Here is a 23,707-nt window from a genome sequence, read left to right as displayed (position 1 = left end):
GGTTGCAGAAGATATGAAGAAACTCATCGTGGTGCTGTTGGCGGCTCTCTTAAGCGGTTGCGGAGCTCGGGCGCCGGACGATAATCCGGCTGCCGCTGCGCCTGTTTCACCGTCTCCCGTTGCGTCGTCGATGCCGCTGGACATTCCGTCGCCTTCATCGACGGGGCTGCAAGCGATCCAAGACACACTGACCGGGCAATGGGAAGAATTGCGGGAGAAGCATGCGCTGGAGCTGCAATTCGTCTATTCGACCGAGGATGCCGTCCATATGGAAGTTCGTCCTTACGGGGAGTTCGAGAGAGCGCCGACGGAGGCGGACATCGAGGCGTTCAAGGCGAGTTTGTTCGAGTTGGCCGGCGAGCCGTTTCCGGTGGATATTACGGTGCGGGAATGCTGCGAGGGCGAGCCTGCCGTCGTCGGCAAAATCGAATCTGTCGACGGAAAACGGGTGCTGATCGTGAACGAAAACAAGAAAAACGGCAACATGGACGACCCGGAAGCGTTCTGGGTCGGCTTGACCGCCGATGGAAAATTGTTGTCCGGCGACGGACGGGAGGAGCTTGACGTCGACGACTCGCTCGTGGGCAAAGAGGCGAGAGCCTGGACGACAGGGCTGGTCAACCAATCCTACCCGGGTCAGACGAGCGCGGTCAAGATCGTCGTCGAATAAGGAAGAGCCCCCGCGCCGGAATCGTCCGGCGCAGGGGCTCTTATTCCTTTATACGTACGGAGCGACGATTCGCTTCACCCGCTCGAGCCCTTCCCACATATCTCCCGGGCCGTCGTAGATCAGGACGAACGCCCCATCGTAGCCCGTCCCCCGGACGGCTTCGAGGCATCGAATCAATTCGGCTTCGTCGGGTATGCCGTTCTCGTCGTAGGCGGGTTTGACATGCACGGACGAACTGCGCGGCGCGGTCATCGCGATCTCGCTGTACTTGGTCTCGCCCTTGTAGTTGCCGAAGTCGGTAATCATGCCGACGCCGTCGCCCGCCGAGTTCAGCAGCTTGACGCTGCTCTCGCCGGTGGAGGTCAACGCCTTGAAGTTTTCCGTAACGACTCGCACTCCGCGAGCGGACGCATACTCGGCCAGCTCCCGCAGCGCTTGGGCGGATCTGAGGATCGCTTGCTCATCGGTCGGCTGCGCTTCTCCCGCTACGATGCGAATCCGCTTCGCGCCGCATTGCGAGGCGACGTCGATCCATTCGCGGAACAGCTTGACGTCGGCGGCTTGCCGGATTTCATCCGTTGCCGACGGATCGCCGTAGTCAAGCAGCAGCGTATCGAAGGACACGCCGGCTTCGGCGAAGGCCTGAGGCAGCTGCGCAAGATAAGAAACTTCGACGGACGGGAAATGAAAGTGGCATACCTCCACGGCGGCGTAGCCTCTGCGCGCGGCTTCGCCGGGCAATTCCAGAAGCGAATGGACTTGCGGCTGAGGCTGTTCGTGCGTGCGGTGTTCGCCGTTCTCGGCGTCCCATGACGTCCAGCGAAGAGGGCCGAGCAGGCGATGCAAGCTCCAGGTGCTGACGGATAGATAGGACATGCGGACATTCCTCCATAACGGTTCGGCTTGGTTGCTGATCTTATCGTAGCCCTTTTCGCTGCGGCATTCCAATGGCGATTGTGGCGATGTTGTCTCGTATTTTGGCTTGGAGAGGAAATTCGTTCTACAATAGAAGATGACGATATTGGAAAAGGACGAGGATAGAAGTTGGCGGACTACCTGTATGCGATTGCTTCCACCGAAGAGGAGCGCGGCTTATGCTTGCTCGAGATGCGTTGTTTGTTGGGAGCGGATTGCCGGAATAATCTGATCGGGAGCCGGGAAGAGGTCGAGCCCGGTCGCAGCCCTTTCATTAAAAATCGAATTCGAGTCCTGTGCGAAAGCGACGAACTGGCGGAGTTGGCCGAATTGGCGGGGGCTCGCGTGGAACTGGACGGGCGGACGTTCAAAGTGTCGGCGATCGATAACGACGACCCGGAAGAGCAAGGGCGCTTCGATTACGCCCTTAAGCGCGAGCTGGAACGGGAGGTCGGATTTCGAATTCGCGGCCGGGCGGACATGCGCAGTCCGGAGCGGGAATTCGGCTTCGCCCGATTCGGCGGCCGTTGGGTGTTCGGAGAGCTGCGGCGCGGGAATACAGATTGGATGAAGCATCGCGATCAACCCCGTCAATATTCAACGGCGTTAAGCAACCGCGTCGCCCGCTCGGTCGTTAACATCGCAGTGCCGCGCACGGCAGGCGTGCGCGCGATCGATCCGTGCTGCGGCATCGGAACGGTGCTGCTGGAGGCGATGTCGCTGGGCGTCGACATCGTCGGAAGGGACGTCAATCCTCTGGCTGCTCTCGGCGCGCGGGAAAATTTGGCTTATTACGGCTACGGTTCTCCGTCTTCCGTAACGCTCGGCGATATGAGGGAGATCGAGGAACGGTTCGATGTCGCGATCATCGATATGCCTTACAATCTGTGTTCCGTTCTCTCCGACTCCGAGAAGGCGGAGATGATGCGCAGCGCCAGACGTTTCGCTTCCAGAGCCGTCGTCGTTACGATCGAGGAGATGGATTCGTTCGTCCGGGAAGCCGGGTTCGAGATACGAGACCGTTGTGCGGTGAATAAGGGCAACCGATTTTCCCGGCAAGTGCTCGTCTGTGAATAACCGCGAACAGCTTATTGAAATTATGGCCGCTTTCGTCCACAATGGATGAAGAATATTAGGCCAGGCCATCTTGGCGTCAAGGAGAGAAAACCGAATATGAAGTATATAAGCACGAGAGGGAAAGTCGCGCCGATCGGCTTTATCGATATGTTCCTGATGGGACTGGGCGAAGACGGGGGGCTGATCGTTCCCGAGACGATTCCGGCCATTGCGGAAGAACAGCTGCAAGCCTGGTCGGGCTTGTCCTTCCCGGAAGTGATGTTTAACGTCTTTTCCTTATATACGAACGGAGAAATTCCGGACGAGGATCTGCGCAAGCTGATCGAAGACAGCTACGCCGGATTCACGAGCCCCGACGTTCTGCCGCTGAAGAAGATCAACGACGAGCTGAGCGTCATGGAGCTGTTCCACGGTCCGACATTCGCGTTCAAGGACGTCGCCTTGCAGTTTATGGGCAATCTGTACGCTTACGTGGCGAAGAAGCGCGGCGAAGTGATCAACATTCTCGGCGCGACCTCGGGCGATACGGGAGCTTCGGCGATCAGCAGCGTTCGCGGCAAGGAAGGCATTCAGATCTGCATTCTGCACCCGAACGGCAAGGTCAGCCGGGTGCAGGAGCTGCAAATGACGACGGTGCAGGACGACAACGTGCTGAACCTGTCCGTGGAAGGCAATTTCGACGATTGCCAGCGCATTATCAAGGATCTGTTCGCCGACGTCTCGTTTAAGACCAAGTATCACCTTCGGGCGATCAACTCGATTAACTTCGTGCGCATTTTGGCGCAGGCGGTGTACTATTTCTACGCTTACTTGAAGCTGCCGGCAGAGGCTCGGGCGAACGGCGTCAACGTCAGTGTGCCGACGGGCAACTTCGGCAACATTTTCTCCGGCTATCTGGCCAAGAAAATGGGTGTTCCGATCAAACAGCTCTTGCTGGCGACGAACGAAAACAACATTCTGGAGCGGTTCATCCGCGAAGGCGTGTACAAGCCGGAAGGCTTCCGCAGCACGCACAGCCCGTCGATGGACATTCAGATCGCGAGCAATTTCGAGCGTTATCTGTACTGCTTCCTCGGCGAAGATTCCGCAGAGGTCACGGCACGGATGGATCGGTTCAAGGCGGAGGGCCAGCTTACCTTTACTGAGGAAGAAGTCGCGCGCATTCAGCGCGATCTGTCGGCCTACAGCGTGTCCAACGAGGAGTGTCTGGAGACGATCCGCAAGTATAAGGAAGAGCACGGCTATTTGCTGGACCCCCATTCGGCTTGCGGCGTGGCGGCATATGAGCGCGCGGGCAACAAGAGCGACGGCGTCTTCGTCTCGCTGGCGACGGCGCATCCGGCGAAGTTCGACGAGGCGATCAAGCTGATCGGTATCGAGCAGGAATTCCCGGAGCGGATCTCCGAGCTGTTCGACAAGCCGCAGCGGCAAGTCGACGTCGACAATTCGGAAGCTGCGGTCGCGGCGCTGTTGGTGGACTTTTATCGAGTGGACGGCTAGACCGACAACAACGAAACGGGGGAAAATGGATTGCTTATCGGAGCGGTAGAAGCGGGCGGGACGAAGTTCGTGTGCGGAATCGGCAATGAAAAAGGGGAAGTTCTCGATCGGATCAGCTTTCCGACGGAACAGCCGGAGAAGACGCTGGCGCAGGTAGAGGCGTATTTCCGGGACAAGCAGGTGGAGGCGATCGGCATCGGGTCGTTCGGACCGATCAATATCGACCGCGAAAGCGCTCAGTATGGCTATGTGACGACGACCCCGAAGCCGGGATGGTCGAACTATCCGGTGCTGCCGGAGCTGAAGAAGGTGCTCGATGTCCCGATCGGCTGGGATACGGACGTGAATGCGGCGGCGCTCGGCGAGGCGACTTGGGGCGCGGCCAAAGGGTTGGATAGCTGCTTGTACTACACGATCGGCACGGGCGTCGGCGTCGGTGTCTATGCCGAAGGCAACATGGTGCACGGGCTCGTGCACCCGGAAGGCGGCCACGTGCTGACGAGACGGCATCCAGACGATACGTACGAGGGCAAATGCCCGTATCACGGCGATTGTTTGGAAGGCATGGCCGCGGGGCCGGCTCTCGAAGCCAGGTGGAAGGTGAAAGGCAGCGAGCTGCCTGCGGATCACCCGGCGTGGGAGATGGAGGCGTTCTATATCGGGCAAGCGCTCGTGAGCGCAATTTTGCTGCTGTCCCCGAAGAAGATCATTCTCGGCGGCGGCGTCATGCACCAGTTGCAGCTGTTCCCGCTCATTCGCGAGCAGGTTCGCAGCGGACTGAAGGGTTACGTCGCTTCGCCGGCGCTGGAGCCGGACGGCATCGACGCGTATATCGTGCCTCCGGGTCTTGGCGACAACGCCGGCCTGTGCGGCTCGATCGCGCTCGGTCTTCGTGCGTTCGAAGAGTCGCGGAAGTAGAAAGTTTGGGGACGTTAGAGGTCAACCCGAGAGGGTTGGCCTCTATTTTTATGTTTAGAAGTGAATATTCGATGTTTTATGTCATTTATACGTAATATTAACTAACATTATTGAAAAAGAAAAACGACGATGTAGGGAGAAGGGAATAGAGAAATCGAGAGAAAATATGATGAATTCGCTTTAACACGGGGAATGAGGGTTTGTAATAAAATATAACATAAACTTATGATTTGATTATCAACAAAGAATTAATCTTACATAGGAGGTTACAAACATGTCTTCTTCATCCGTTTTTCGCAAAATCTCGGTCTCGCTTCTGGCTCTGGTGCTTCTCGTAACGGGGATGAATGCCGCTTTCGCCGCCGATGCGCCGGCTGCTTCCGCATCTTCCGAGGTTAAAATTCCTCCTGTCCCTTTCGCCTTCAAATCTTCTCCTCTTCCTAACGTCATGGTTATTGCTACGGGCGGTACGCTGGCCGGCAAAGCGGCCGACGAAACAAGCTTCCAGAATTACAGAGCAGGAACGTTCCTGATGGAAGATCTGGTGAAGCAGCTTCCGGACAAAAACAAAATCGCCGACGTCTCGGTCTACCAGTTCGGCAACAAAGGCTCCGGCGGCTACGCCATCGCCGATCTGTACGATCTGTCACTGGTCGTCGACCAGGCTCTGAAGCTTTACGACGGAGTTGTCGTAACGACGGGAACGGACACGATGGAGGAGATCGGGTACTTCCTTGATCTGACGGTACAGAGCGAGAAGCCGGTCGTCATCACGGGGGCGATGCGGCCTTGGGATGTCATCGGTACGGACGGTCCGGCCAACCTGTATAACGCGATCAAGCTGGCGGGCAGCGGGAAGACGACTTGGTTCGGAACCGTCCTGATGCTCAATGACATGATTCATGCGGTACGCGACGTCACGAAATCGAACGCCCACCGCATGGATACGTTCCAGACGCCGATCATGGGCGCGCTGGGATACATCGATGAAGAAATTCGCATCTACCGCGCTCCGGCGCGGGCGCTGAAAGCGGGAAAAGAAGACTGGAAGACGCCGTTCGACCTGAAGAAAATCGCCAAGAAGGATTTGCCGATCGTAGGCATCGCTTACAACGGGCAAGAGATGACCGGAGGCGCTATCCGCGGTCTGGTGGCCGACGGAGCCAAAGGCATCGTCACAGCCGGAACGGGCGCGGGCGGCATCTCGTCGCTGATGGGAGAAGCGCGTAAAGAAGCGATCGGCAAAGGCGTTATCTTCGTCACGACGACTCGCACGGGCTCTGGCACGATGTATGGCGGCGGCGAAGGAATTATCGCCGGCGACAGCCTGAACGCCCAGCACGCTCGCATTCTGCTTATTCTCGCGCTGGCGTTCTCCGACGATTTCGAGACCATCAAAGGATGGTTCGAAGGCGTAGGAACGCAGGACATCGACGGCTCCAAGCTGGCATCCTGACAAATATTCCGGTTTTCTGGAAGGGGTCTCGAATTCCGCTGCGAAGCGGTGTTCGGGGCTCTTTTCGCGTCTAAATAGATCGGGCTGTCGTCGGGAAGCCTATTGACAAATGTTTCTTTCTGCAACATTATAATATATGAGCAAGTATTCATATGTTGTGGAATGAGGGATGGAATATGTCCAACCGCACGCACGATCACAATCATGCTGGCCGCAATCATAATCATGACAACCACTCGCACGATCATGGCCACAATCAAAATCACGATCATAATCATTATGACCACGAACATGAACATAATCATGACAACCACCCGCACGATCATGGGCACGGCCATCATCACGATCACGGACATCATCACGGCATCGGAGGCCGCCATCACCACTTCGACGGCAACCGCGACGGGAACAAAAAGGGCTTAACAATCGCGCTTATCATCACCGCGGGCATCATGGTGTTGGAGTTTGTCGGCGGTCTCGTCACGAACAGCCTTGCGCTGCTCTCGGATTCCGGCCATATGCTGAGCGACGCCAGCGCTCTGGCGCTGAGCCTGGTCGCGTTCTGGTTCGCGGCCAGACCGGCATCTCCGAACAAGACGTACGGCTTCTATCGGTTCGAGATTTTGGCTGCGCTGTTCAACGGCGTAACTCTGTTCGTCATCGCCGGATTCATTATGTGGGAAGCCTATGAACGTTTCTCCGCGCCTCCGGAAGTGTCGAGCCTGTCCATGCTGCTGATTGCCTCCGTCGGACTCGTCGCCAACCTGCTCAGCGCGCTCGCGTTAATGCGCAAAGGAGACGTCAAAAACAACCTGAACCTTAGAAGCGCCTATCTGCACGTGCTCGGAGACGCTCTGGGTTCCGTCGGCGCCATCGTCGCCGGGATCGTCATGCTCGCCTTCGGCTGGTACGTCGCGGATCCGATCATCAGCGTGCTCGTCTCGCTGCTCATTCTGAGAAGCGCCTGGAGCGTCATCAAGCACACCGTCCACATTCTAATGGAGGGAACCCCGGCGACGATCGACCAAGGCGCGGTCAAGTCGGCGCTAACCGGTATCCCGGGCGTTCTCGACGTCCACGATCTGCACATCTGGACGATTACTTCGGGAATGGATTCGTTAAGCTGCCATCTGCTTGTCGAGGACGCCTCGGATCAGCAAAGCATTTTGCAGCAGGCTATTCAGACGATCGAGGAGAAATTCAAAATCCAGCACGCCACGATCCAGATCGAGACGTCGGAGATCCGGCATATGGAGCTGAAGGTGTAGCCGAAGCGAAGCCGTCGGAGCGGATTGTCGCCTGGGGAGAAGCAGAGAGAGACGGTGTGTTTGCTCGGGCAATCTGCCATTTGGGACAGCTTGCTGGGGAGGGCGAGATTCGGGGATCACCCGTCGGTATCGACGTGATTCGAAAGGGACTAAGCGGGGTATATAACCTGTTCGGAATGTAGTTGTAACAAAATTAACGTTTTCTAACCGTTTTTTAAGAAAAGCTTAAAATCCCCCGGATAACGGCTATTCTTTTCTCTTTGGAAAAATATCGGAAAAAACGGTTATGTTATAGTTAATCCCGACAACGACGGTTCGATGCAACCAGAGATGCCCGGGAGGATTTACTTAAACATGAAAAACAAACTTGCGATAAAATGGGTGCTTGCGTGCGGCTTGGCGGTAACGGGATTGTTCGGGACGGCGATCGGAACTTCTTCCCAAGCGAGCGCGGCTACGCCCGAGTCGTTAAACTTGCTGTCCTTCGGCAAAGACTATATCGGTACGCCATACAAATTCGGAGCCACGGCCGGCTCGACCGCCGCATTCGATTGCTCCTCTTACGTCCAGTACGTGTTCGAGCAAGCCGGAATTTCCCTGCCCCGGACTTCGTCCGCACAAGCTTCGGTAGGCGAGAAGGTCGATAAAGCGTATTTGAGCGTCGGCGATCTTCTGTTTTTCAAAACGGGAGGCAGCGGAATCAGTCACGTCGCCATCTACGCCGGAGAAGGCAAAATGCTCCACGCCAGCAGCAGCCAGGGAGTAACCGTCTCCAGCATGAATACGAGCTATTGGACGAAAGCCTACGTAACGGCTCGCCGCGTGCTCTAATCGTCAAAAATGAAAAACCATCCTTCGCGGGATGGTTTTTTTTGTGCGATTTGCATATACAAGCAAACGAAACGCTCGATGGAGAGACTTTTGCATGCGGACGAAGGGCATTGTTCTAAAGAATCGGTTATCAACCTCCGAATCGCGCTCAAACGGAGGGCGTTGTTCTAAAGAATCGGTTATCGTCTCCCTATTTGAGCGAGTCCTTAAACGCCTTCTCCAGGTCGTCGGCGCTCTCCGAAATGAGGAACAGCACGTAGTTGCCCTGCGTAACGATTTTGTAGTTTTTGGCGTTCTCGTATTGGTCCGGAAGGTAGCTTTCGAACATCTTCTGAACGTCTTCCGCGCGCTTCTCCATGCCTTTCTTCACGGCGGCGACGTCTTTCGCTTTCTTCACCTTGAAGACGGCGATTTCGTTCGTCTTGACGTTCATGAGAGGGGCTTTGACGGTGAAATCTTCGACGAGCTTCGGATCGATGCCGTAGGAGGTCTCCATTTGTTCCGCGCTCATGTCCATGAGCATCGGCTGTTCGACCTGCTCGAGCATGGCGCTGACGATATCTCCCGTGGTCGGTGCGGCCGGTTTCTCGCTCGGTTCTGGCTTCTCACTTGGCTCCGGTTTTTTGCTCGGTTCGGGCTTCTTGCTTGGCTCCGGGGATTTACTCGGATCAGGCTTCTTGCTCGGTTCGGAAGGCTTCTTGCTGGGAGCGGGCTGCTTGCTTTCTTCCGGTTTTTTGCTCGCCTCCGGCTGCGTGCTCGGCTCCGAGGACTCGCTCGGGCTTGCGTCCGTTTCGGCATTCGGGCTTTCGCCGACCTCCGCGCTTCCGCTTGCTTCCGGGCTCGTGTCAGCCTCGGGGCTCTCGCTTGCCTCTGCGCTTGGGCTTGCGCTCGCGGATGCCGAACTCGTGGCGCTAGGCGGTACGCTGTTGTTCTTATCGGAATTGCCGGAGCAAGCGGTCAGCAAGCTTCCGAGCAATGCGGTGACTAACAGAAATGACAATGCGCTTTTCTTCATGGGGTACAATCTCCTTGATGTTCGATTCTCGATGTTTGAATAACGTACGGTATTACTGACGGAACCTGGGCGGAAAATGTTGCGGGCAAGCGCTGCGAATTTACCGTTCACGTTGATCTGCTTTCTGCGCTTGCCCACCATTTGACCGTCACTTGCTGCCGAGCTTCAAAATTTCGCCGTTATCGACGAAAGTCGCTGTGTTGAACAGCATCAGAGCTTTATCGATCCCGTTCTCTTCCATATAATCGCCAATGCTGCCGTTGTAGAAGCGGATGTCGATGACGTGAATTTCGGATACATGTTTGGTCAAGAAAGGGACAAAGCTATGGGCGTAGGAATCCTTCACGACGAGCAGCTTGCCCAGATCGGCGTTCCCGGAATCGCTCTTAATGACGGACAATGCGTGGACTCCGCCGAGGAAATACGAGTACTTATCCTTTTTCGCCAGGAACTCTTGCGCGTACAAGCTCTCATAAGTCGTATCCGTGTCCGCGACGTACATCTCCGAGCCGACGGGCTGCTTCGGCCGGAATGCCTGAACGATGTCCGGATTCAAGCCGCCGAACTGTCCCCGCGTATGGAAGCTGCCCAGAAACGAATCGCTGACGTTCTCGACCTCGAACTCGTCCAACGCAGCGGCCGTCCAGCCCATCTTCGCGGCGTAGGCGGCATAGGCGTAGTACGCGCCGAGCGTCGTCCAGTGATGGTCCGTCCGGTAGTAGATCGGCTGGGAGGCGTGCGGACGCAGGAAGTCAAAGCCGTTCAAATAACCGACGCTGTCCCCGAGAACCGAGCCCACATGGGCGTTAACTTTCTCCTGCGGATAGTTGGGCGCTTTCCAGGGCAGGCGCTCCGGGTACATCCCGACCGAGGTCGGAGCGAGCAGGAAAGAGACGTCCGCTTCCGGGTGCTTCTCGGCAAAGCGTTTCACTGCTTCGGCGTAGGTATTGATCTTACTGTAATCGGGCTCCGCGAACTTCTCGAACAAGTACCCGTCCTTGCCCAGGTAGATGCTGTTGTTTTCCTGCTGCAGCCTTAATCGCTCCGCCGCCGACTTCACCCCGATCCAGTCCGCCCTGAGCGGAAAATGATCGGTGACGAAGCGTTCGGTCTCGTCCGCGAATTTTTTGGAAATCAGATTGTCCCAGGTGAGTCGAGGCATTTGCTGCAAATAGCGGTTTTCCAGCTCCGAGAACCGTTCGGTCGGCAGAGCCAGGAAAGCTGCGGACAGGAGGAACAGCGTGCCGGCGAACGACCCGACGAGCAGTCGGTCCGTGATCCGCTTCATAGTTCTTTAACCTCCTTGTAATTCATGTTCAAAAAGTCCGGTTTTCAGCACCAAGGCTGGTCGTTCGCCTTACGGCGAACTGCTCGCCCATGCATCCTGGAAGGTTGGATGAAGTCCGGGTGTGAGGAACGATAGTAAAGCGTAGTGGAAGCTACGTGAGCACCGGAAGAACCGGCTGAATTCAAGATTCGATGTCGAGTCTGCTTCCTGGGATGCTTCGTGATCAAAATCGGACTTTTTGAACTACCTATCAAAAACGAAAATACAAAAACGGGTTGAAGGTCGCATCCACCAAATAAGACACCGACAGCAGGAACAGCGCGCCGCACCAGACCAGACGCAGTGCATCACCGGTCCCGCCGAGGCCGTGCGCCGCCAGTCGCCGCAGCTTGCCGTAGGGCAGGGCGGCAACCGTCAGCACAGCCAGCAAAATAGCGTTCGTGTAAGCGAAGTACATCGTTTCGCCGTTCCATAGAGGCTGGCCGGCCAGACCGAACATTGCGGCCAAATATCGGCCGACTTCCGGCAGCTCTTCGAACGCGAACAATACCCAGCCGACGAGAATGAGCAGCGCGGCATACAGATGGCGAACCCACCGGGGCGAGCGTTCCAGCAGCGACAAGCCGATCCATTTCTCGAAAATGAGAATGACGCCGAAGTACAGCCCCCAGAGCAGGAAGTTCCAGCTCGCGCCGTGCCAGATACCGGTCAGCGTCCAGACGATCAGGATGTTGCGCAGCTGGTTGCTCAGTCCCTTGCGGTTGCCGCCGAGCGGAATGTAGACGTAGTCCCGGAACCAGGTGCTCAGCGAGATGTGCCAACGGCGCCAGAAATCGGTGATGCTCTGGGCGGCGTAAGGCTTGTTGAAGTTCTCGTTGAACCGAAAGCCGAACATCAGGCCGAGTCCGATCGCCATGTCCGAATAGCCGCTGAAGTCGAAATAAATTTGGAAGGCGAAGGCGATAATGCCCAGCCATGCCGTCATCACGGGCAGCGTGCCGGCGTCGGCGGCCGAGATCGTATGCCAGAGCAGCCCGATATTGTTCGCGAGCAGCACCTTCTTGGCCAGCCCGGTCACGAAGCGGCGTACGCCTTCGGCGAACATCGCGGCGTCCACCTTGCGGCTGCGGAGCTGCTCGGCTACCGACTTGTAGTGCACGATCGGCCCTGCGACCAATTGGGGGAACAGCGCCACGAAGGTGGCGAAGTCGATCCAGTTCCGCTGCGCCTTCGCCGTCCCCCGGTAGATGTCCACAATGTAGGACATCGACTGGAACGTATAGAACGAGATGCCGATTGGAAGCGCCAGTTCGGTAAGCGGAATATCCGTGCCGAGCCAACCGTTCAGGTTGCCGATTAAGAAGTCGGCGTACTTGAAGTAAGACAGCAGAGCCAGATTGACGGCGATCGACGCGGCCACGACCGCTTTTCGCTTCGCCGGCCCGAGCTTCGGACCGTCGAGAAGACGTCCGAAGCCGTAGTCCGTCAGCGTGGACACGAGCATGAGGACGATGTAGACCGGCTCGCCCCATGCGTAGAACACAAGGCTCGTCAGAAACAGCACCAGATTGCGGATTCTCCACGGGGAGCAGTAGTACAGCAGCAGGACGACCGGCAGAAACAGAAACAGGAAAAGGAGACTGCTGAATACCATCGCCGGTTACTTCTTCGCGAAGAAGCCGTCGAACGCGTTGACGAAATCGTCCGCGCTCTCCGAGATGACGAACAGCACGTAATTCCCTTTTACGACGAGCTTGTAATTTTTGGCGTTCTCATATTGGTCCTGAAGGTATGTCTCGAATTGCTTCTGAACGTCATCGGCGCGCTGCTTGACGGCCGCCTCCACGGCGGCGACGTCCTGGGCGTCCTTCACTTTCAGAATGGCGATCTCGTTCGTCTTCACGTTCATCATCGGAGTCCGGATCGTATAGTCTTCGAGCAGCGCCGGGTCCAGATGGTACAGCTGCTCCACCATCTCGCTTTCCAGTTCGACCAGCATCGGCTGTTCGATCTGCTGCAGCATCTCGTCCGCCATTTGCTTGGGCGGGGCCGAAGGTTCCGGCAGGGCGGGCTTATCGTTATTGGAGCAGGCGGCAAGAGCCAGCCCGATCAGTACGGTCATCAGCAACAGTGTTATTCTTTTAGTCATGGTGACTTCTCCTCGTCGTGTTGGTAGTTTTGCGAATTCGACACTGCCTCTGACGCAATCGGCGCGAAAAAGGTTACATCTGCGACTTATTTCCCAGATTTTACGGGAATTTAAGGTTCTGATTATCGAAACGCGTTATTATTTGGTTTATAATTGACTAGGTTGAAACCTTTTTGACGGTACATCGTAAATGTAGGTAGTCGAGGGATGAGAGATTCATAGAATCCGGTCCCGGCGCAATCAGCCGAATTGAGTTTGAAGGGAGACCTTGCTAGACATGACGATTTCGCTTGTGAAAGGACAGAAAGTCGATCTCACGAAGGGCAACGCCGGATTAAGCAAAATTACGGTAGGCCTCGGTTGGGACCCGGTCAAGAAGAAAGGGTTCTTCGGTTCAAAAACGGTGGACATCGATTGCGACGCTTCCGCGCTGCTGCTCGACGAGAACGGCAAGCTTCGCGACAAGCACCTCGTGTGCTTCTACAATCTGAAGAGCATCGACGGTTCGGTCGTTCATTCCGGCGACAACCGGACGGGCGAAGGCGACGGCGACGACGAGCAAATTACCGTCGATCTCGCGCGCGTTCCGTCCCACGTTCACAAAATTCTTTTCGTTGTGAACATCTATGACTGCGTCAACCGTAAGCAAGATTTCGGATTGGTCTCCTCGGCCTACATTCGCGTGCTGAACCAAGCCAACGAGCAGGAGCTTATCCGGTTTAATCTGACCGACAACTACGCGGGCAAGACGGCGTTGATCGTCGGCGAAATTTACCGCCACGGCGGTGAGTGGAAGTTTAACGCGGTCGGCGAAGGCTCTTTCGCCGCGCACGTCGACTTGTTGGCAAGAAATTATCAATAATAAATCCAAATCCAAGAAAAGAGGTCATCTCACATGTCTATCAGCTTATCCAAAGGTCAAAAAATCGATCTGACGAAAACAAACCCTGGTCTTACGAAAGTACTGGTCGGTCTCGGCTGGGACACGAACAAATACGACGGCGGCAAGGATTTCGACCTCGACGCTTCCGTATTCCTGCTGAACGGCGCCGGCAAAGCCGGATCCGAGAAAGACTTCATCTTCTATAACAACCTGAAGAGCACCAACGGCGCTGTCGAGCACACCGGCGACAACCTGACGGGCGAAGGCGACGGCGACGACGAGCAAGTCAAAGTCAACCTGTCGACCGTTCCTGCGGAAGTGGAAAAAATCTCTTTCTGCATCACGATCCACGAAGCGGCCGAGAGAGGCCAGAACTTCGGACAAGTCACGAACGCGTTCGTTCGCATTGTGAACGAAGATACGGGAGCGGAGCTGATCCGCTACGACCTGGGCGAAGATTTCTCGGTCGAGACTGCGGTTGTCGTAGGCGAGCTCTACCGTCACGGCGGGGAATGGAAATTCAACGCGGTCGGCAGCGGATACAAAGACGGCCTGGCCGGCTTGGTTAAAGATTTCGGATTGATGTAAGACCGTAGTACCCCGGTTTTGGGGACCGCTGTTCAATCGGATCGCGGTCCCTTTCCAATTAACGAGGAGGCATGGCGGAAATGGCGGTTAATTTGTCCAAGGGCCAGAAAGTCGACTTGACGAAAAACAATCCGGGATTGACCAAGGTCAAAATCGGACTTGGCTGGGATACGAACAAGTACGACGGAGGCAGCGCGTTCGATCTTGACGCTTCGGCATTCTGCCTGAACGGCTCCGGCAAGGTAAACTCGGACAGCGACTTTATTTTCTACAACAACAAGACCAACCCGAACGGCTCCATCCAATTGTCGGGAGACAATCAGACCGGCGAAGGAGACGGGGACGACGAATCGCTCGTCATCGATCTCGGGCAGGTGCCGGCGGACATCCAGAAGATTTCCTTCTGCATCACGATTCACGATGCCGCGGCGCGCAATCAGAACTTCGGTCAGGTGGCGAACTCCTTCGCCCGCGTCTTGAACGAGGCGACGAACGAAGAACTGATCCGTTACGATCTCGGAGAAGATTTCTCGATCGAGACCGCCGTCGTCGTGGCCGAGCTTTACCGGCACGGCAGCGAATGGAAGTTCAGCGCCGTCGGCAGCGGATACCGCGACGGGCTGGCCGGCTTGTGCCGGGACTTCGGAGTGCAAGTATAGGGAGGAGGATTCCAGATGACCATCAGCTTGTCCAAAGGACAAAGAATCGATCTGACGAAGACGAACCCGGGTCTGAAAAAGGCGATTATCGGCTTGGGCTGGGATACGAACAAGTACACGGGCGGAGACGACTTCGACCTGGACGCTTCGGCGTTCCTGCTTCACGCCAACGGCAAGGCGAACGGCATCGAGGATTTCGTCTTTTACAATAACTTGTCCGCTTACGGCGGAGCCGTTATCCACACCGGTGACAACCGCGACGGCCAGGGAGAAGGCGACGATGAGCAGATCAAGCTGGACTTCACCAAAATACCGGACCATGTCCATCGCATCGGCATTACCGTAACGATTCACGACGCCGAACGCCGCCATCAGAATTTCGGTCAGGTTTCGAACGCGTTCGTGCGGTTGGTCGACGAGCAGACGGGAAGCGAAATTCTTCGCTACGACTTGGGGGAAGACTTCTCCGTCGAGACGGCCGTCGTCGTGTGCGAGCTGTATCGCCACGGTGCGGACTGGAAATTCCAAGCGGTCGGATCGGGCTTCTCCGGAGGCTTGGCCGCACTCGCCAACAACTACGGCTTGGATGCCAAGTAGACAACGGAGGATTCGCAGCGCATGTCTCTGAAGATCATTAAAGGCCAGAAAGCAGACGTTACCAAGAACACTCCGATCTCGCGAGTCGTCGTCGGGATGGGCTGGGGAGCCAGCGCCGGCGTAGAATTGGATTTTTCGGTTTTCGTATTGCAGGCAAGCGGCAAGGTGCGTTCGGACCAGGATTTGATCTTCTATTCGAATCCCAACGGAGCCGGAGGCTCGATTCGAATTCTCGGGCAGGATAAGAAGAGCTACGGCGCCCAGACGGATCAAGAGCAGGTGAGCATCGACCTGAGAAGCGTCCCGCAGGAGCTGGAACGGATTCCGTTCACGCTGACGATTTACGAAGGGGATGCCCGCCGGCAAAATTTCTCTCTCGTCAAGGACGCTTACTTGCGGATCATCGACGAAGCGACGGGCAACGAGCTGCTCCGATATGAGCTTGGCAATCAATTTCCCGTCGAAACGGCGATCGTCGTGGGAGAATTATATAGATACAACGGCGAATGGAAGTTCAACGCGGTCGGATCGGGCTACTCGGGCGGCCTCGCCGCTCTATGCGGCAGCTTCGGCATCGTCGTTCGGGAAGAGCCGCCGGCAGCTCCGCCTCCGACGCCGAAACCCGAGGCGGCCAAGCCGCCGGTTGGACAAGCTTCTCCTTCTCCGTCCGTTCCGCCTGTTCCGCCAGCTCCGTCCTCTCCGCCTCCGGCGGCTCCGCCTGTCCGGCTGGACAAGATCGAGCTGAAGAAGAAGGGCGACGTCATTAACCTGGAGAAGAAAGCCGGAACGCTCGGCGAGATTCTTGTGAATCTGAACTGGAATCGCAAGAAGTCCGGCGGCGGTTTCTTCAAGGCAGCGGCCGGCATCGACCTGGACCTCGGCTGTCTCTTCGAGCTGAAAGACGGCACGAAGGGCGGCGTTCAAGCGCTGGGCAACGCCTTCGGAGATTTCCAACGGCCGCCTTACGTGGCGCTTGACGGAGACGATCGGACGGGCGCGCTCGAAGGCGGGGAGAACTTGCGGATCAACGGGGCGAAGGTCTCGGAGATCGAACGGATCGTCATCTTCGCCTTTATCTATTCGGGCGTGACGAACTGGTCGCAAGCGGACGGCGTCGTTACCGTCAAGTATCCCGGCGGACCGGATATCATCGTGCGGATGGACGAGTACAACAACAGCAAGGGCTTGTGCGCCATCGCCATGATTCGCAACGTGAATAACCAGACGTTCAGCGTCGAGAGGCTCGTGCAGTTTTTCGACGATCAGCAGAAGCTGGACGTCGCGTACAATTGGGGATTGCGCTGGACAAGAGGAAGCAAGTAAATCAATCGATTAGATTAACGGAGCTAGAACCGGCAGGAGGGCCATCATGGATTTTTTGCAAAGCTTTATTGACAACTTCGCGACCTTCTTCGATTGGCAGCATATCGGCGAAGTGCTGTCGATGCCATCGACTTGGGGAATTATCGGTACGCTGATCGTTCTCGAGGGCTTGTTGTCCGCGGACAACGCGCTCGTGCTCGCGGTTATGGTTCGCCATCTTCCCAAAGAGCAACAGAAGAAGGCGCTGTTCTACGGAATTGTCGGCGCGTACGTCTTCCGCTTCCTGGCGATCGGGATCGGGACGTATCTCGTCAAGATTACCTGGATTAAGGTTGCCGGGGGTCTATACTTGCTCTGGATTGCGTTAAGCAATTTGTTCGATCTCCAGTTCAAGCTGGCGCGCGTGGGCGGAGTGCCGCTCATTCCGTACATCGGCAAGAAACCGGACGAGGACGAGCATGAGATTGAAAACAAAGGAATGGGCTTCTGGCGTACGGTACTCGCCGTCGAGATGATGGATATCGCATTCAGCATCGACAGCGTTCTGGCCGCATTCGGAGTCAGCGAAGAAGTATGGGTACTGTTCCTGGGCGGTATTCTCGGCGTACTGATGATGCGTGGAGTTGCCCAAGTGTTCTTGAAACTGATCGAGAAGTTCCCGGAGTTGGAAAAAGCGGCGTTTATTCTGATTGTCGTCATCGGAACGAAGATGATCGCCGGAGCTTTCGGATTCCATGTGTCGCATGCCGTGTTCTTCTCCGTGCTGATTGCCATTTTCATCGGTACGATGGTCCTCAGTGCCATCAGGAGAAAAGCCGAAGCCAAATCTTCCGCCAAGTCCTAATCGAACCGATTGCAGTCGCATTCCCTTGGAAATATCCCTCATGTGAGCGTGGGGGATATTTTTTAAGGAGAGATTTGGAAGTATTTTGAAGGATTAGAGATTTAGAGGTTAGGAGGGTGAGGTCCTTGCGCTATTTCGACTATCTGACCCCGGAGCAGGAACAAGATTTATTTCTTCAACTCCCGTCGGAGTTCAGCAATCGCGACGACAAGGAAACTTTGGCTTATGCGGTGGGCGCCGCCTTGTATATGCCCGCGATTCGTCCCCGAATCGCGGATGACGTCGTAAGCGGGAAAATTAAGGGGTTAGTGTCCTTGGTCATCGACCTGGAGGACGCGGTAGCGGACAGCCAAGTCGACTTTGCCGAGAGAAATCTGTACGAGACGTTGGACAAGCTGCATCGCTTCGTGATCGAAGGCTTTATCGAGTCATCGGCTCTTCCGCTCATCTTCGTGCGGGTTCGCTCGGCGGAGCAAATGCGGCGGCTGTTGTCGCTGCTGGAGGAACGGCTGTACCTGGTGACGGGATTCGCTTTTCCGAAGTTCTCGCCCGTCATCGGCGAAGCTTACTTCCGGCTGTTGGAGGAGTACAACGGAAGCGTCGGGCCGGATGCGCCGACGCTGTACGGAATGCCGATTCTCGAGACGGCGGAAGTGATCTACCGGGAAAGCCGGTCGTCCGCGCTGCTCGACATTCAGACTCTGCTGAAGCGATACAGTCCGTACGTGCTTAACGTGAGAATCGGAGCGACCGACTTCTCCAGCATTTTCGGATTGCGGCGCAATCCCGACATGACGATCTACGACATCGGCGTCATCCGCGATTGCGTGACGGACATTATCAACGTGTTCGGGCGGCAGGAAGACGGCTTCGTCATTTCCGGACCGGTATGGGAATATTTCAGAAGCGACCGCGTGCTGAAGCCGCAGCTTCGGATGACGCCGTTCCAGGAAGCGATGGGCAAAGACGGGCTGAAGCTGCGCATGTCTTATCTGGACAGGTCCGTGGACGGCCTGATTCGCGAAGTGGCTTACGACAAGGAGAACGGCATCATCGGCAAGACGATCATTCATCCGACGCATCTTCAGCCGGTGCAGGCGATGTACGTCGTCACTCACGAGGAATACTGCGACGCGGCGAGCATCATCGCGAACAGCCAGGGCGATTACGGCGTCATGAAGAGCCAGTACGCCAACAAGATGAACGAGATCAAGCCGCATTTGAACTGGTCCAACCGGATTATGAATCGATCAAAGATTTTCGGGGTGCTGCATGAAAAACATAACTTCACCAGCCTGCTCGCCGACCTCGAGCCGGCGGGGGCGCTTGTATAGCATTATCGACGGATTGGAAGTCGAAGTCAGCGTGACGTCCAATCCGTACGGGCTCGAGCTTGACCAACTGTTCGGGATGGCGGCGCGCATTAACAAGAAGCGCGGGTTTCTGTTCGTCAGCAGGCTGCTCGGCAAGCATATCCCGGTCGTTCCTTCGGCGTCGCTGGGGGCGGGAGCGCTGCTGGGCTGCCTGTATGCGGAAGAGGCGTTGAAGCGCCCTTCTCCGCTGGAAGCGGATCGCTTGCGGGCCATGTTCGCGAGCAGAAGAGAGGCGGATGAAGGATACCGGGAGCTGATGGCGCGCAAAATCCGCATCGAAGAGCCGACGCTGTTCATCGGCTTCGCGGAGACGGCGACCGCGCTTGGACATAGTCTGTTCGACGCGTTCGAAGGCAATGTGACGTTCGTGCATACGACGCGCGAGGAGATCGGAGGGCTCGTCCCGCCGATCCGCTTCGAAGAAGAGCATTCGCACGCGGTCGCGCACAGGTGCTACGTTGAAGATTCGTCCGTCTTCCGCGAGGCGTCTCGCATCGTGCTCGTCGACGACGAGATTACGACGGGGAAAACCGCGCTCAACATTATCCGCGAGCTGCACGCGGCTTTCGGGCATCGCGACTTCGCGGTGGCCAGTCTGCTCGATTGGCGATCCGTCGCGGATCGAGAGCGCTTCGCGGAGCTGGAGCGCGAGCTGGGCATCCGGATTCGCTGCCTGGCATTGATCGAAGGGGAGATCGAGGTGAAGGGGAGTCCGCTTGAGGAAGGGGCGAAGGAAGCTCGCGATGCCTTCGAGCCGCTGCCGGATTTCCGTATACGCCGCCACGATCTCTCACCGTTATTCGAGCATGCCGGATCTTCTCCGGAAGACAGGGCGCGTTCGCCGCAGCTTGGCTCCTATCTGCTGCATACCGGCAGATTCGGCATGAGCGCGGCCGACGGGGAAGCGCTGGACCGCTCCGTCGCCCGAGCGGCGGAACAACTGGCCGCGCATAGAACGGGCAGCCGGGTGCTGTGTCTCGGAACGGGGGAATTCATGTACGTTCCGATGCGGATCGCCGAGCGAATGGGCGACGGCGTGTACAGCCAGTCGACGACGAGAAGCCCGATCCATCCGCTGCGCCGGGAGGGCTATGCGGTATCCTCCGCTTATCGTTACGATTCGGTAGACGGAGAGGAAGTCGCCAACTTTATTTACAATGTCGAGCCCGGACAGTATGACGAAGCGTTCGTCTTCGTCGAACGGGAGTACGATCCGAAGCGGGGCGCGTCGTTCGAGCGGGCTTTGTCCCGGCTTGGCGTACCCGTCGTTCACCTGGTTTCGTTCGGCACATCAGACGATCGGAGGGACGGGGAATGAAGCAGCTTCTGTCCGTACACGAAGGCCAGGTCGCTCAACCGTCCCCTATGGGCAGCTATAAGCCGGGGGACGTCGTATTTTTATTGAAGGATCTAAGCTCGGTCGAGCTGGAGCGCGGCACGGAAGATCGGGAAGAGGCGATCCAATCCGGAACGCATTATTCGGAGATGCTGCCGATCGAGTACCGGCCGTCGGACGACTATATCGGGCTGTATCGCGAGACGCTGCTCGCCACCGCGGGCAAGGTGGCGGAGGCGGTCGCCGTCGTATCGGAGCAGATTGCCGCCAAGCGCGGAGCGAACGTCGTGCTCGCGTCTCTGGCGCGGGCGGGCACGCCGATCGGCGTGCTGATCAAACGCTATTTGCACTCGTTCCACGGGCTCGACGTTCCTCACTACAGCATCTCGATCATCCGGGGCAAAGGAATCGACGAGAACGCTCTGAAATACATGCTGCGCCGTCATCCGGAGGGAAACATTCAGTTCGTCGACGGCTGGACCGGCAAAGGCGCCATCCGCAAAGTGCTGATCGAGGCGTGCGACAGCTTCTATGAACGCTACGGCGTTCGTCTAAGCGACGATCTGGCCGTTCTGGCCGATCCCGGCTGCTGCTCCGCGACGTTCGGCACTCGGGAAGATTTCCTCATTCCGAGCGCTTGCTTGAATTCGACGGTGTCGGGCCTCGTGAGCCGAACCGTTCTGCGCGACGATCTGATCGGGCCGGAGGATTTCCACGGAGCGAAATATTATCGCGAGCTGGCGGAAGACGATCTGTCCAACGAATACGTCGACACGATCGAAGCGCATTTCGAATCGGTCCGGGAAGCGGCCAAAGCGAAAGCCGAACGTCTGCTTGCGGAGACCGGCGACCCGGTCACTTGGCAGGGAGAGCGGGACATTCGCGGCATCCAGCGGGAATTCGGCATCGCCGACGTCAACCTGGTGAAGCCCGGAGTCGGGGAGACGACCCGCGTGCTGCTGCGCCGGGTGCCTTGGAAAATTCTCGTGGACGACGCGGGCAATCCGAATCTCGCTCCGATTTTGCTGCTGGCAGCGGATCGCGGCGTCCCGGTCGAGGAATATCCCGGCCTGACTTATTCGTGCTGCGGCATCATTAAGCCGCTCAAGGGGGACTCCGCTTGATATTCGCCTGCGATCTGGATCAGACGCTGATTTACTCTCGCCGTTCGATGGGGCCGATGGAAGAGAGCGAGCTCGTTCCCGTCGAGAAGTACGAGGGCGAGGATTTGAGCTTCATGACCCGTACCGCCTACGCGCGGCTTCGGGAGCTGAGCCGGGAGATCGACTTCGTGCCGACGACGACGAGAATTTACGAGCAATACGAGAGAATACACGGATTGACGGGCGATATTCGCATCCGCTACGCGATCGTCAGCAACGGAGGCCGAGTGCTGGTCGACGGCCGGACGGACGCGCAGTGGGACGGCGTGATCCGGCAAGCCGTTCGTTCCGGGGCGGCTTCGGGCGAAGAAGCGAAGGCTTTGTTCGACCGGCTGGCGGACGCGAGCTGGGTGCTGAAGGAGCGGTACTGCGACGAACTGTTCTATGCGGTTGTCGTGAACAGGGAAGAGATTCCGGACGGCTGGATGGAAGAGCTGGCGGGAGAACTGGCGCGGATGGGCTGGAATTGCTCGCTGCAGGGGCGCAAAGTGTACCTGGTGCCCGATCCGGTGAGCAAGGGCGCTGCCGTCCGTTACGTGAAGGAGCTGGCGGGCGCATCGTTCGTATTCGCGGCCGGCGACAGCCTGCTGGACGAAAGTATGCTGCGGGTCGCGGACGAAGCGATGGCCCCGGGGCACGGCGAGCTGTTTCGGAATTACGCGGGCAAGGACGAACGGGGCATCCGGTTTGCCGGCCGGTCCGGCATTCTGGCGTCGGAAGACATTTTGGAAGCCGCGGCCAATTGCCGCAAGGAAGCGGGGCATACGGGATGACGAACATTTATTTTAACCGCTGGTTCTCCTCGGTCTATCATTATATCGGCATGATCCGCGACAATCCGGACGGCCAGCGCTTTACCTTCTACGGGACTCATCCCGATCCGGGGCATCTTTCGCTGCAAGCCTGCGACCACGCAGAGCAGGAGCCGGTGCTGGACGGCGCCGAGTACGTCGATTACGCGCTCGATTTCTGCCGCCGCAACGACATCGGCGTCTTCATCCCGCGGCTCCATATGCTGGACATCGCCAAGGAGGCGCGCCGCTTCGACGAGATCGGCACGAAGGTGATGGTCTGCCGCGATATCGAGCTGCTCGAACGTCTGATGGAGAAGGATCTGTTCTACGAAAGCCTGGCCGGGACGGGCGTCGTGCCTCTGCCGGAATACTATGTCGCCGAGACAGCGGAGCAGTTCAAGGCGGCATACGAGGCGTTGGTCGCAAGCGGGCATCGCGTCTGCTTCAAGCCGACGAACTCGGAGGGCGGCATGGGCTTCCGGATCATCGAGGGAGAGCGGAGCGAACAGGATAAGCTGAACGATCTGTACGGCTGGGTGAGCGCGGCCGTTCCGTTCGAGGAGGCGTACAAGACGCTGTCGGCGGTGGAGCGGTTCCCGAGATTGATGGTGATGGAGCTGCTGCCCGACGAGGAGGTCAGCATCGACTGCCTGGCGGACGGCGACGGCAATCTGATCGCAGCCATACCTCGCCGCAAATCGTCGGGGCGAATCTACTTGCTGGAGGACAAGCCGGAGCTGCTGGAGATCGCGTCCCGGGTGGCGGAACGCTGCTGCATTCCGTTCGTCTACAACATCCAGGTTAAATACAACGAGGGCGTGCCGAAGCTGCTCGAGATCAATCCGCGCATGTCCGGCGGATTGTACATCACGTGTCTAAGCGGGGTTAACATGCCGTATTTGGCGGTAAAATCGATTCTCGGACAGCCCTTCGAACAGCCGGTTCCTCGCTTTGGCGTCAAAGCGAGCTATCTCGAGCTGCCCGTCCTCATGAAATAGAGGCGGGCCGTCGGCTTACGATAAAAAATTGACGAGCGCTGCCGAAAGCCATAAACTAAAGT

General features: G+C 57.3%; 23 protein-coding genes. 18 read left to right on the top strand and 5 right to left on the bottom strand.

Annotated features, from left to right (window positions below):
• Positions 1-13 precede the first annotated feature (13 nt).
• A complete protein-coding gene (locus B0G52_RS11175) occupies positions 14-670 on the top strand; it encodes a hypothetical protein (protein ID WP_094044181.1) in 657 nt (218 codons plus the stop codon).
• A gap of 48 nt (positions 671-718) precedes the next feature.
• Here B0G52_RS11175 and B0G52_RS11170 read toward each other — a convergent pair whose 3' ends face one another.
• Entirely contained in the window at positions 719-1,546 is an 828-nt protein-coding gene (locus B0G52_RS11170; protein ID WP_094044179.1) for a sugar phosphate isomerase/epimerase family protein, read from the bottom strand.
• A gap of 168 nt (positions 1,547-1,714) precedes the next feature.
• Here B0G52_RS11170 and B0G52_RS11165 point away from each other — a divergent pair, with 168 nt between their 5' ends.
• From B0G52_RS11165 to B0G52_RS11140, 6 genes are all read left to right on the top strand, one after another.
• Positions 1,715-2,662, top strand: coding sequence for a TRM11 family SAM-dependent methyltransferase (locus B0G52_RS11165; protein WP_233162588.1), 948 nt, complete (start codon positions 1,715-1,717; stop codon positions 2,660-2,662).
• 96 nt (positions 2,663-2,758) lie between these two features.
• Positions 2,759-4,162, top strand: coding sequence for a threonine synthase (gene thrC / locus B0G52_RS11160; protein ID WP_094044178.1), 1,404 nt, complete (start codon positions 2,759-2,761; stop codon positions 4,160-4,162).
• Positions 4,163-4,192: 30 nt separating this feature from the next.
• The gene (locus B0G52_RS11155; protein ID WP_094044176.1) at positions 4,193-5,080 is read left to right on the top strand and encodes an ROK family protein; all 888 of its coding nucleotides are present in this window, start codon (positions 4,193-4,195) and stop codon (positions 5,078-5,080) included.
• 274 nt (positions 5,081-5,354) lie between these two features.
• Positions 5,355-6,536 carry an asparaginase gene (locus B0G52_RS11150; RefSeq protein ID WP_094044174.1) on the top strand — a complete coding sequence of 394 codons (1,182 nt, stop codon included), beginning with the start codon at positions 5,355-5,357 and terminating at the stop codon, positions 6,534-6,536.
• Between the two features lie 176 nt (positions 6,537-6,712).
• On the top strand, positions 6,713-7,804 hold the full coding sequence (locus B0G52_RS11145) for a cation diffusion facilitator family transporter (protein WP_094044172.1): 1,092 nt from the start codon (positions 6,713-6,715) through the stop codon (positions 7,802-7,804).
• 354 nt (positions 7,805-8,158) lie between these two features.
• Complete coding sequence (locus tag B0G52_RS11140; RefSeq protein ID WP_094044170.1) at positions 8,159-8,635, top strand: C40 family peptidase; 477 nt, start codon at positions 8,159-8,161, stop codon at positions 8,633-8,635.
• Positions 8,636-8,825: 190 nt separating this feature from the next.
• Here the strand turns inward: B0G52_RS11140 and B0G52_RS11135 are convergent, their stop codons facing one another.
• The 4 genes from B0G52_RS11135 to B0G52_RS11120 all read right to left on the bottom strand — a co-directional run bounded on the left by B0G52_RS11135 (position 8,826) and on the right by B0G52_RS11120 (position 13,087).
• Entirely contained in the window at positions 8,826-9,650 is an 825-nt protein-coding gene (locus tag B0G52_RS11135; RefSeq protein WP_158223663.1) for a DUF4358 domain-containing protein, read from the bottom strand.
• Positions 9,651-9,798: 148 nt separating this feature from the next.
• Positions 9,799-10,938, bottom strand: coding sequence for a DHHW family protein (locus B0G52_RS11130; RefSeq protein WP_094044165.1), 1,140 nt, complete (start codon positions 10,936-10,938; stop codon positions 9,799-9,801).
• A gap of 250 nt (positions 10,939-11,188) precedes the next feature.
• The gene (locus tag B0G52_RS11125; RefSeq protein WP_094044163.1) at positions 11,189-12,592 is read right to left on the bottom strand and encodes an MBOAT family O-acyltransferase; all 1,404 of its coding nucleotides are present in this window, start codon (positions 12,590-12,592) and stop codon (positions 11,189-11,191) included.
• A gap of 6 nt (positions 12,593-12,598) precedes the next feature.
• On the bottom strand, positions 12,599-13,087 hold the full coding sequence (locus tag B0G52_RS11120) for a DUF4358 domain-containing protein (protein ID WP_094044161.1): 489 nt from the start codon (positions 13,085-13,087) through the stop codon (positions 12,599-12,601).
• 277 nt (positions 13,088-13,364) lie between these two features.
• Between B0G52_RS11120 and B0G52_RS11115 the strand changes: the two genes are divergently transcribed.
• From B0G52_RS11115 to B0G52_RS11065, 11 genes are all read left to right on the top strand, one after another.
• Positions 13,365-13,949: a TerD family protein gene (locus B0G52_RS11115; RefSeq protein ID WP_094044160.1), complete on the top strand. Its 585-nt coding sequence runs from the start codon at positions 13,365-13,367 to the stop codon at positions 13,947-13,949.
• Between the two features lie 33 nt (positions 13,950-13,982).
• A complete protein-coding gene (locus B0G52_RS11110; protein WP_094044159.1) occupies positions 13,983-14,558 on the top strand; it encodes a TerD family protein in 576 nt (191 codons plus the stop codon).
• Positions 14,559-14,638: 80 nt separating this feature from the next.
• The gene (locus tag B0G52_RS11105; protein ID WP_094044157.1) at positions 14,639-15,217 is read left to right on the top strand and encodes a TerD family protein; all 579 of its coding nucleotides are present in this window, start codon (positions 14,639-14,641) and stop codon (positions 15,215-15,217) included.
• A gap of 15 nt (positions 15,218-15,232) precedes the next feature.
• Positions 15,233-15,814, top strand: a complete 582-nt coding sequence (locus tag B0G52_RS11100) for a TerD family protein (protein WP_094044155.1) — start codon at positions 15,233-15,235, stop codon at positions 15,812-15,814.
• Positions 15,815-15,835: 21 nt separating this feature from the next.
• A complete protein-coding gene (locus B0G52_RS11095; protein WP_094044153.1) occupies positions 15,836-17,137 on the top strand; it encodes a TerD family protein in 1,302 nt (433 codons plus the stop codon).
• A 46-nt stretch (positions 17,138-17,183) separates the two neighbouring features.
• Positions 17,184-17,981, top strand: a complete 798-nt coding sequence (locus tag B0G52_RS11090) for a TerC family protein (RefSeq protein WP_094044151.1) — start codon at positions 17,184-17,186, stop codon at positions 17,979-17,981.
• A gap of 125 nt (positions 17,982-18,106) precedes the next feature.
• Positions 18,107-19,315 carry an HpcH/HpaI aldolase/citrate lyase family protein gene (locus B0G52_RS11085; RefSeq protein WP_094044149.1) on the top strand — a complete coding sequence of 403 codons (1,209 nt, stop codon included), beginning with the start codon at positions 18,107-18,109 and terminating at the stop codon, positions 19,313-19,315.
• A complete protein-coding gene (locus B0G52_RS11080) occupies positions 19,308-20,672 on the top strand; it encodes a phosphoribosyltransferase family protein (protein WP_233162586.1) in 1,365 nt (454 codons plus the stop codon). Before B0G52_RS11085 ends, B0G52_RS11080 begins: the two co-directional genes overlap by 8 nt.
• Entirely contained in the window at positions 20,669-21,814 is a 1,146-nt protein-coding gene (locus B0G52_RS11075; protein WP_094044147.1) for a cysteine protease StiP family protein, read from the top strand. The genes B0G52_RS11080 and B0G52_RS11075 overlap by 4 nt, the downstream gene beginning before the upstream one ends.
• On the top strand, positions 21,811-22,626 hold the full coding sequence (locus tag B0G52_RS11070; RefSeq protein WP_094044145.1) for an HAD family hydrolase: 816 nt from the start codon (positions 21,811-21,813) through the stop codon (positions 22,624-22,626). Before B0G52_RS11075 ends, B0G52_RS11070 begins: the two co-directional genes overlap by 4 nt.
• The gene (locus B0G52_RS11065) at positions 22,623-23,645 is read left to right on the top strand and encodes an ATP-grasp domain-containing protein (RefSeq protein ID WP_094044143.1); all 1,023 of its coding nucleotides are present in this window, start codon (positions 22,623-22,625) and stop codon (positions 23,643-23,645) included. The genes B0G52_RS11070 and B0G52_RS11065 overlap by 4 nt, the downstream gene beginning before the upstream one ends.
• Positions 23,646-23,707: the final 62 nt, after the last annotated feature.

Origin of the sequence: Cohnella sp. SGD-V74, assembly GCF_003001675.1 — a bacterium.
GTDB lineage: Bacteria > Bacillota > Bacilli > Paenibacillales > Paenibacillaceae > Cohnella.
This window is presented reverse-complemented; position numbering and strand designations above follow the sequence as displayed.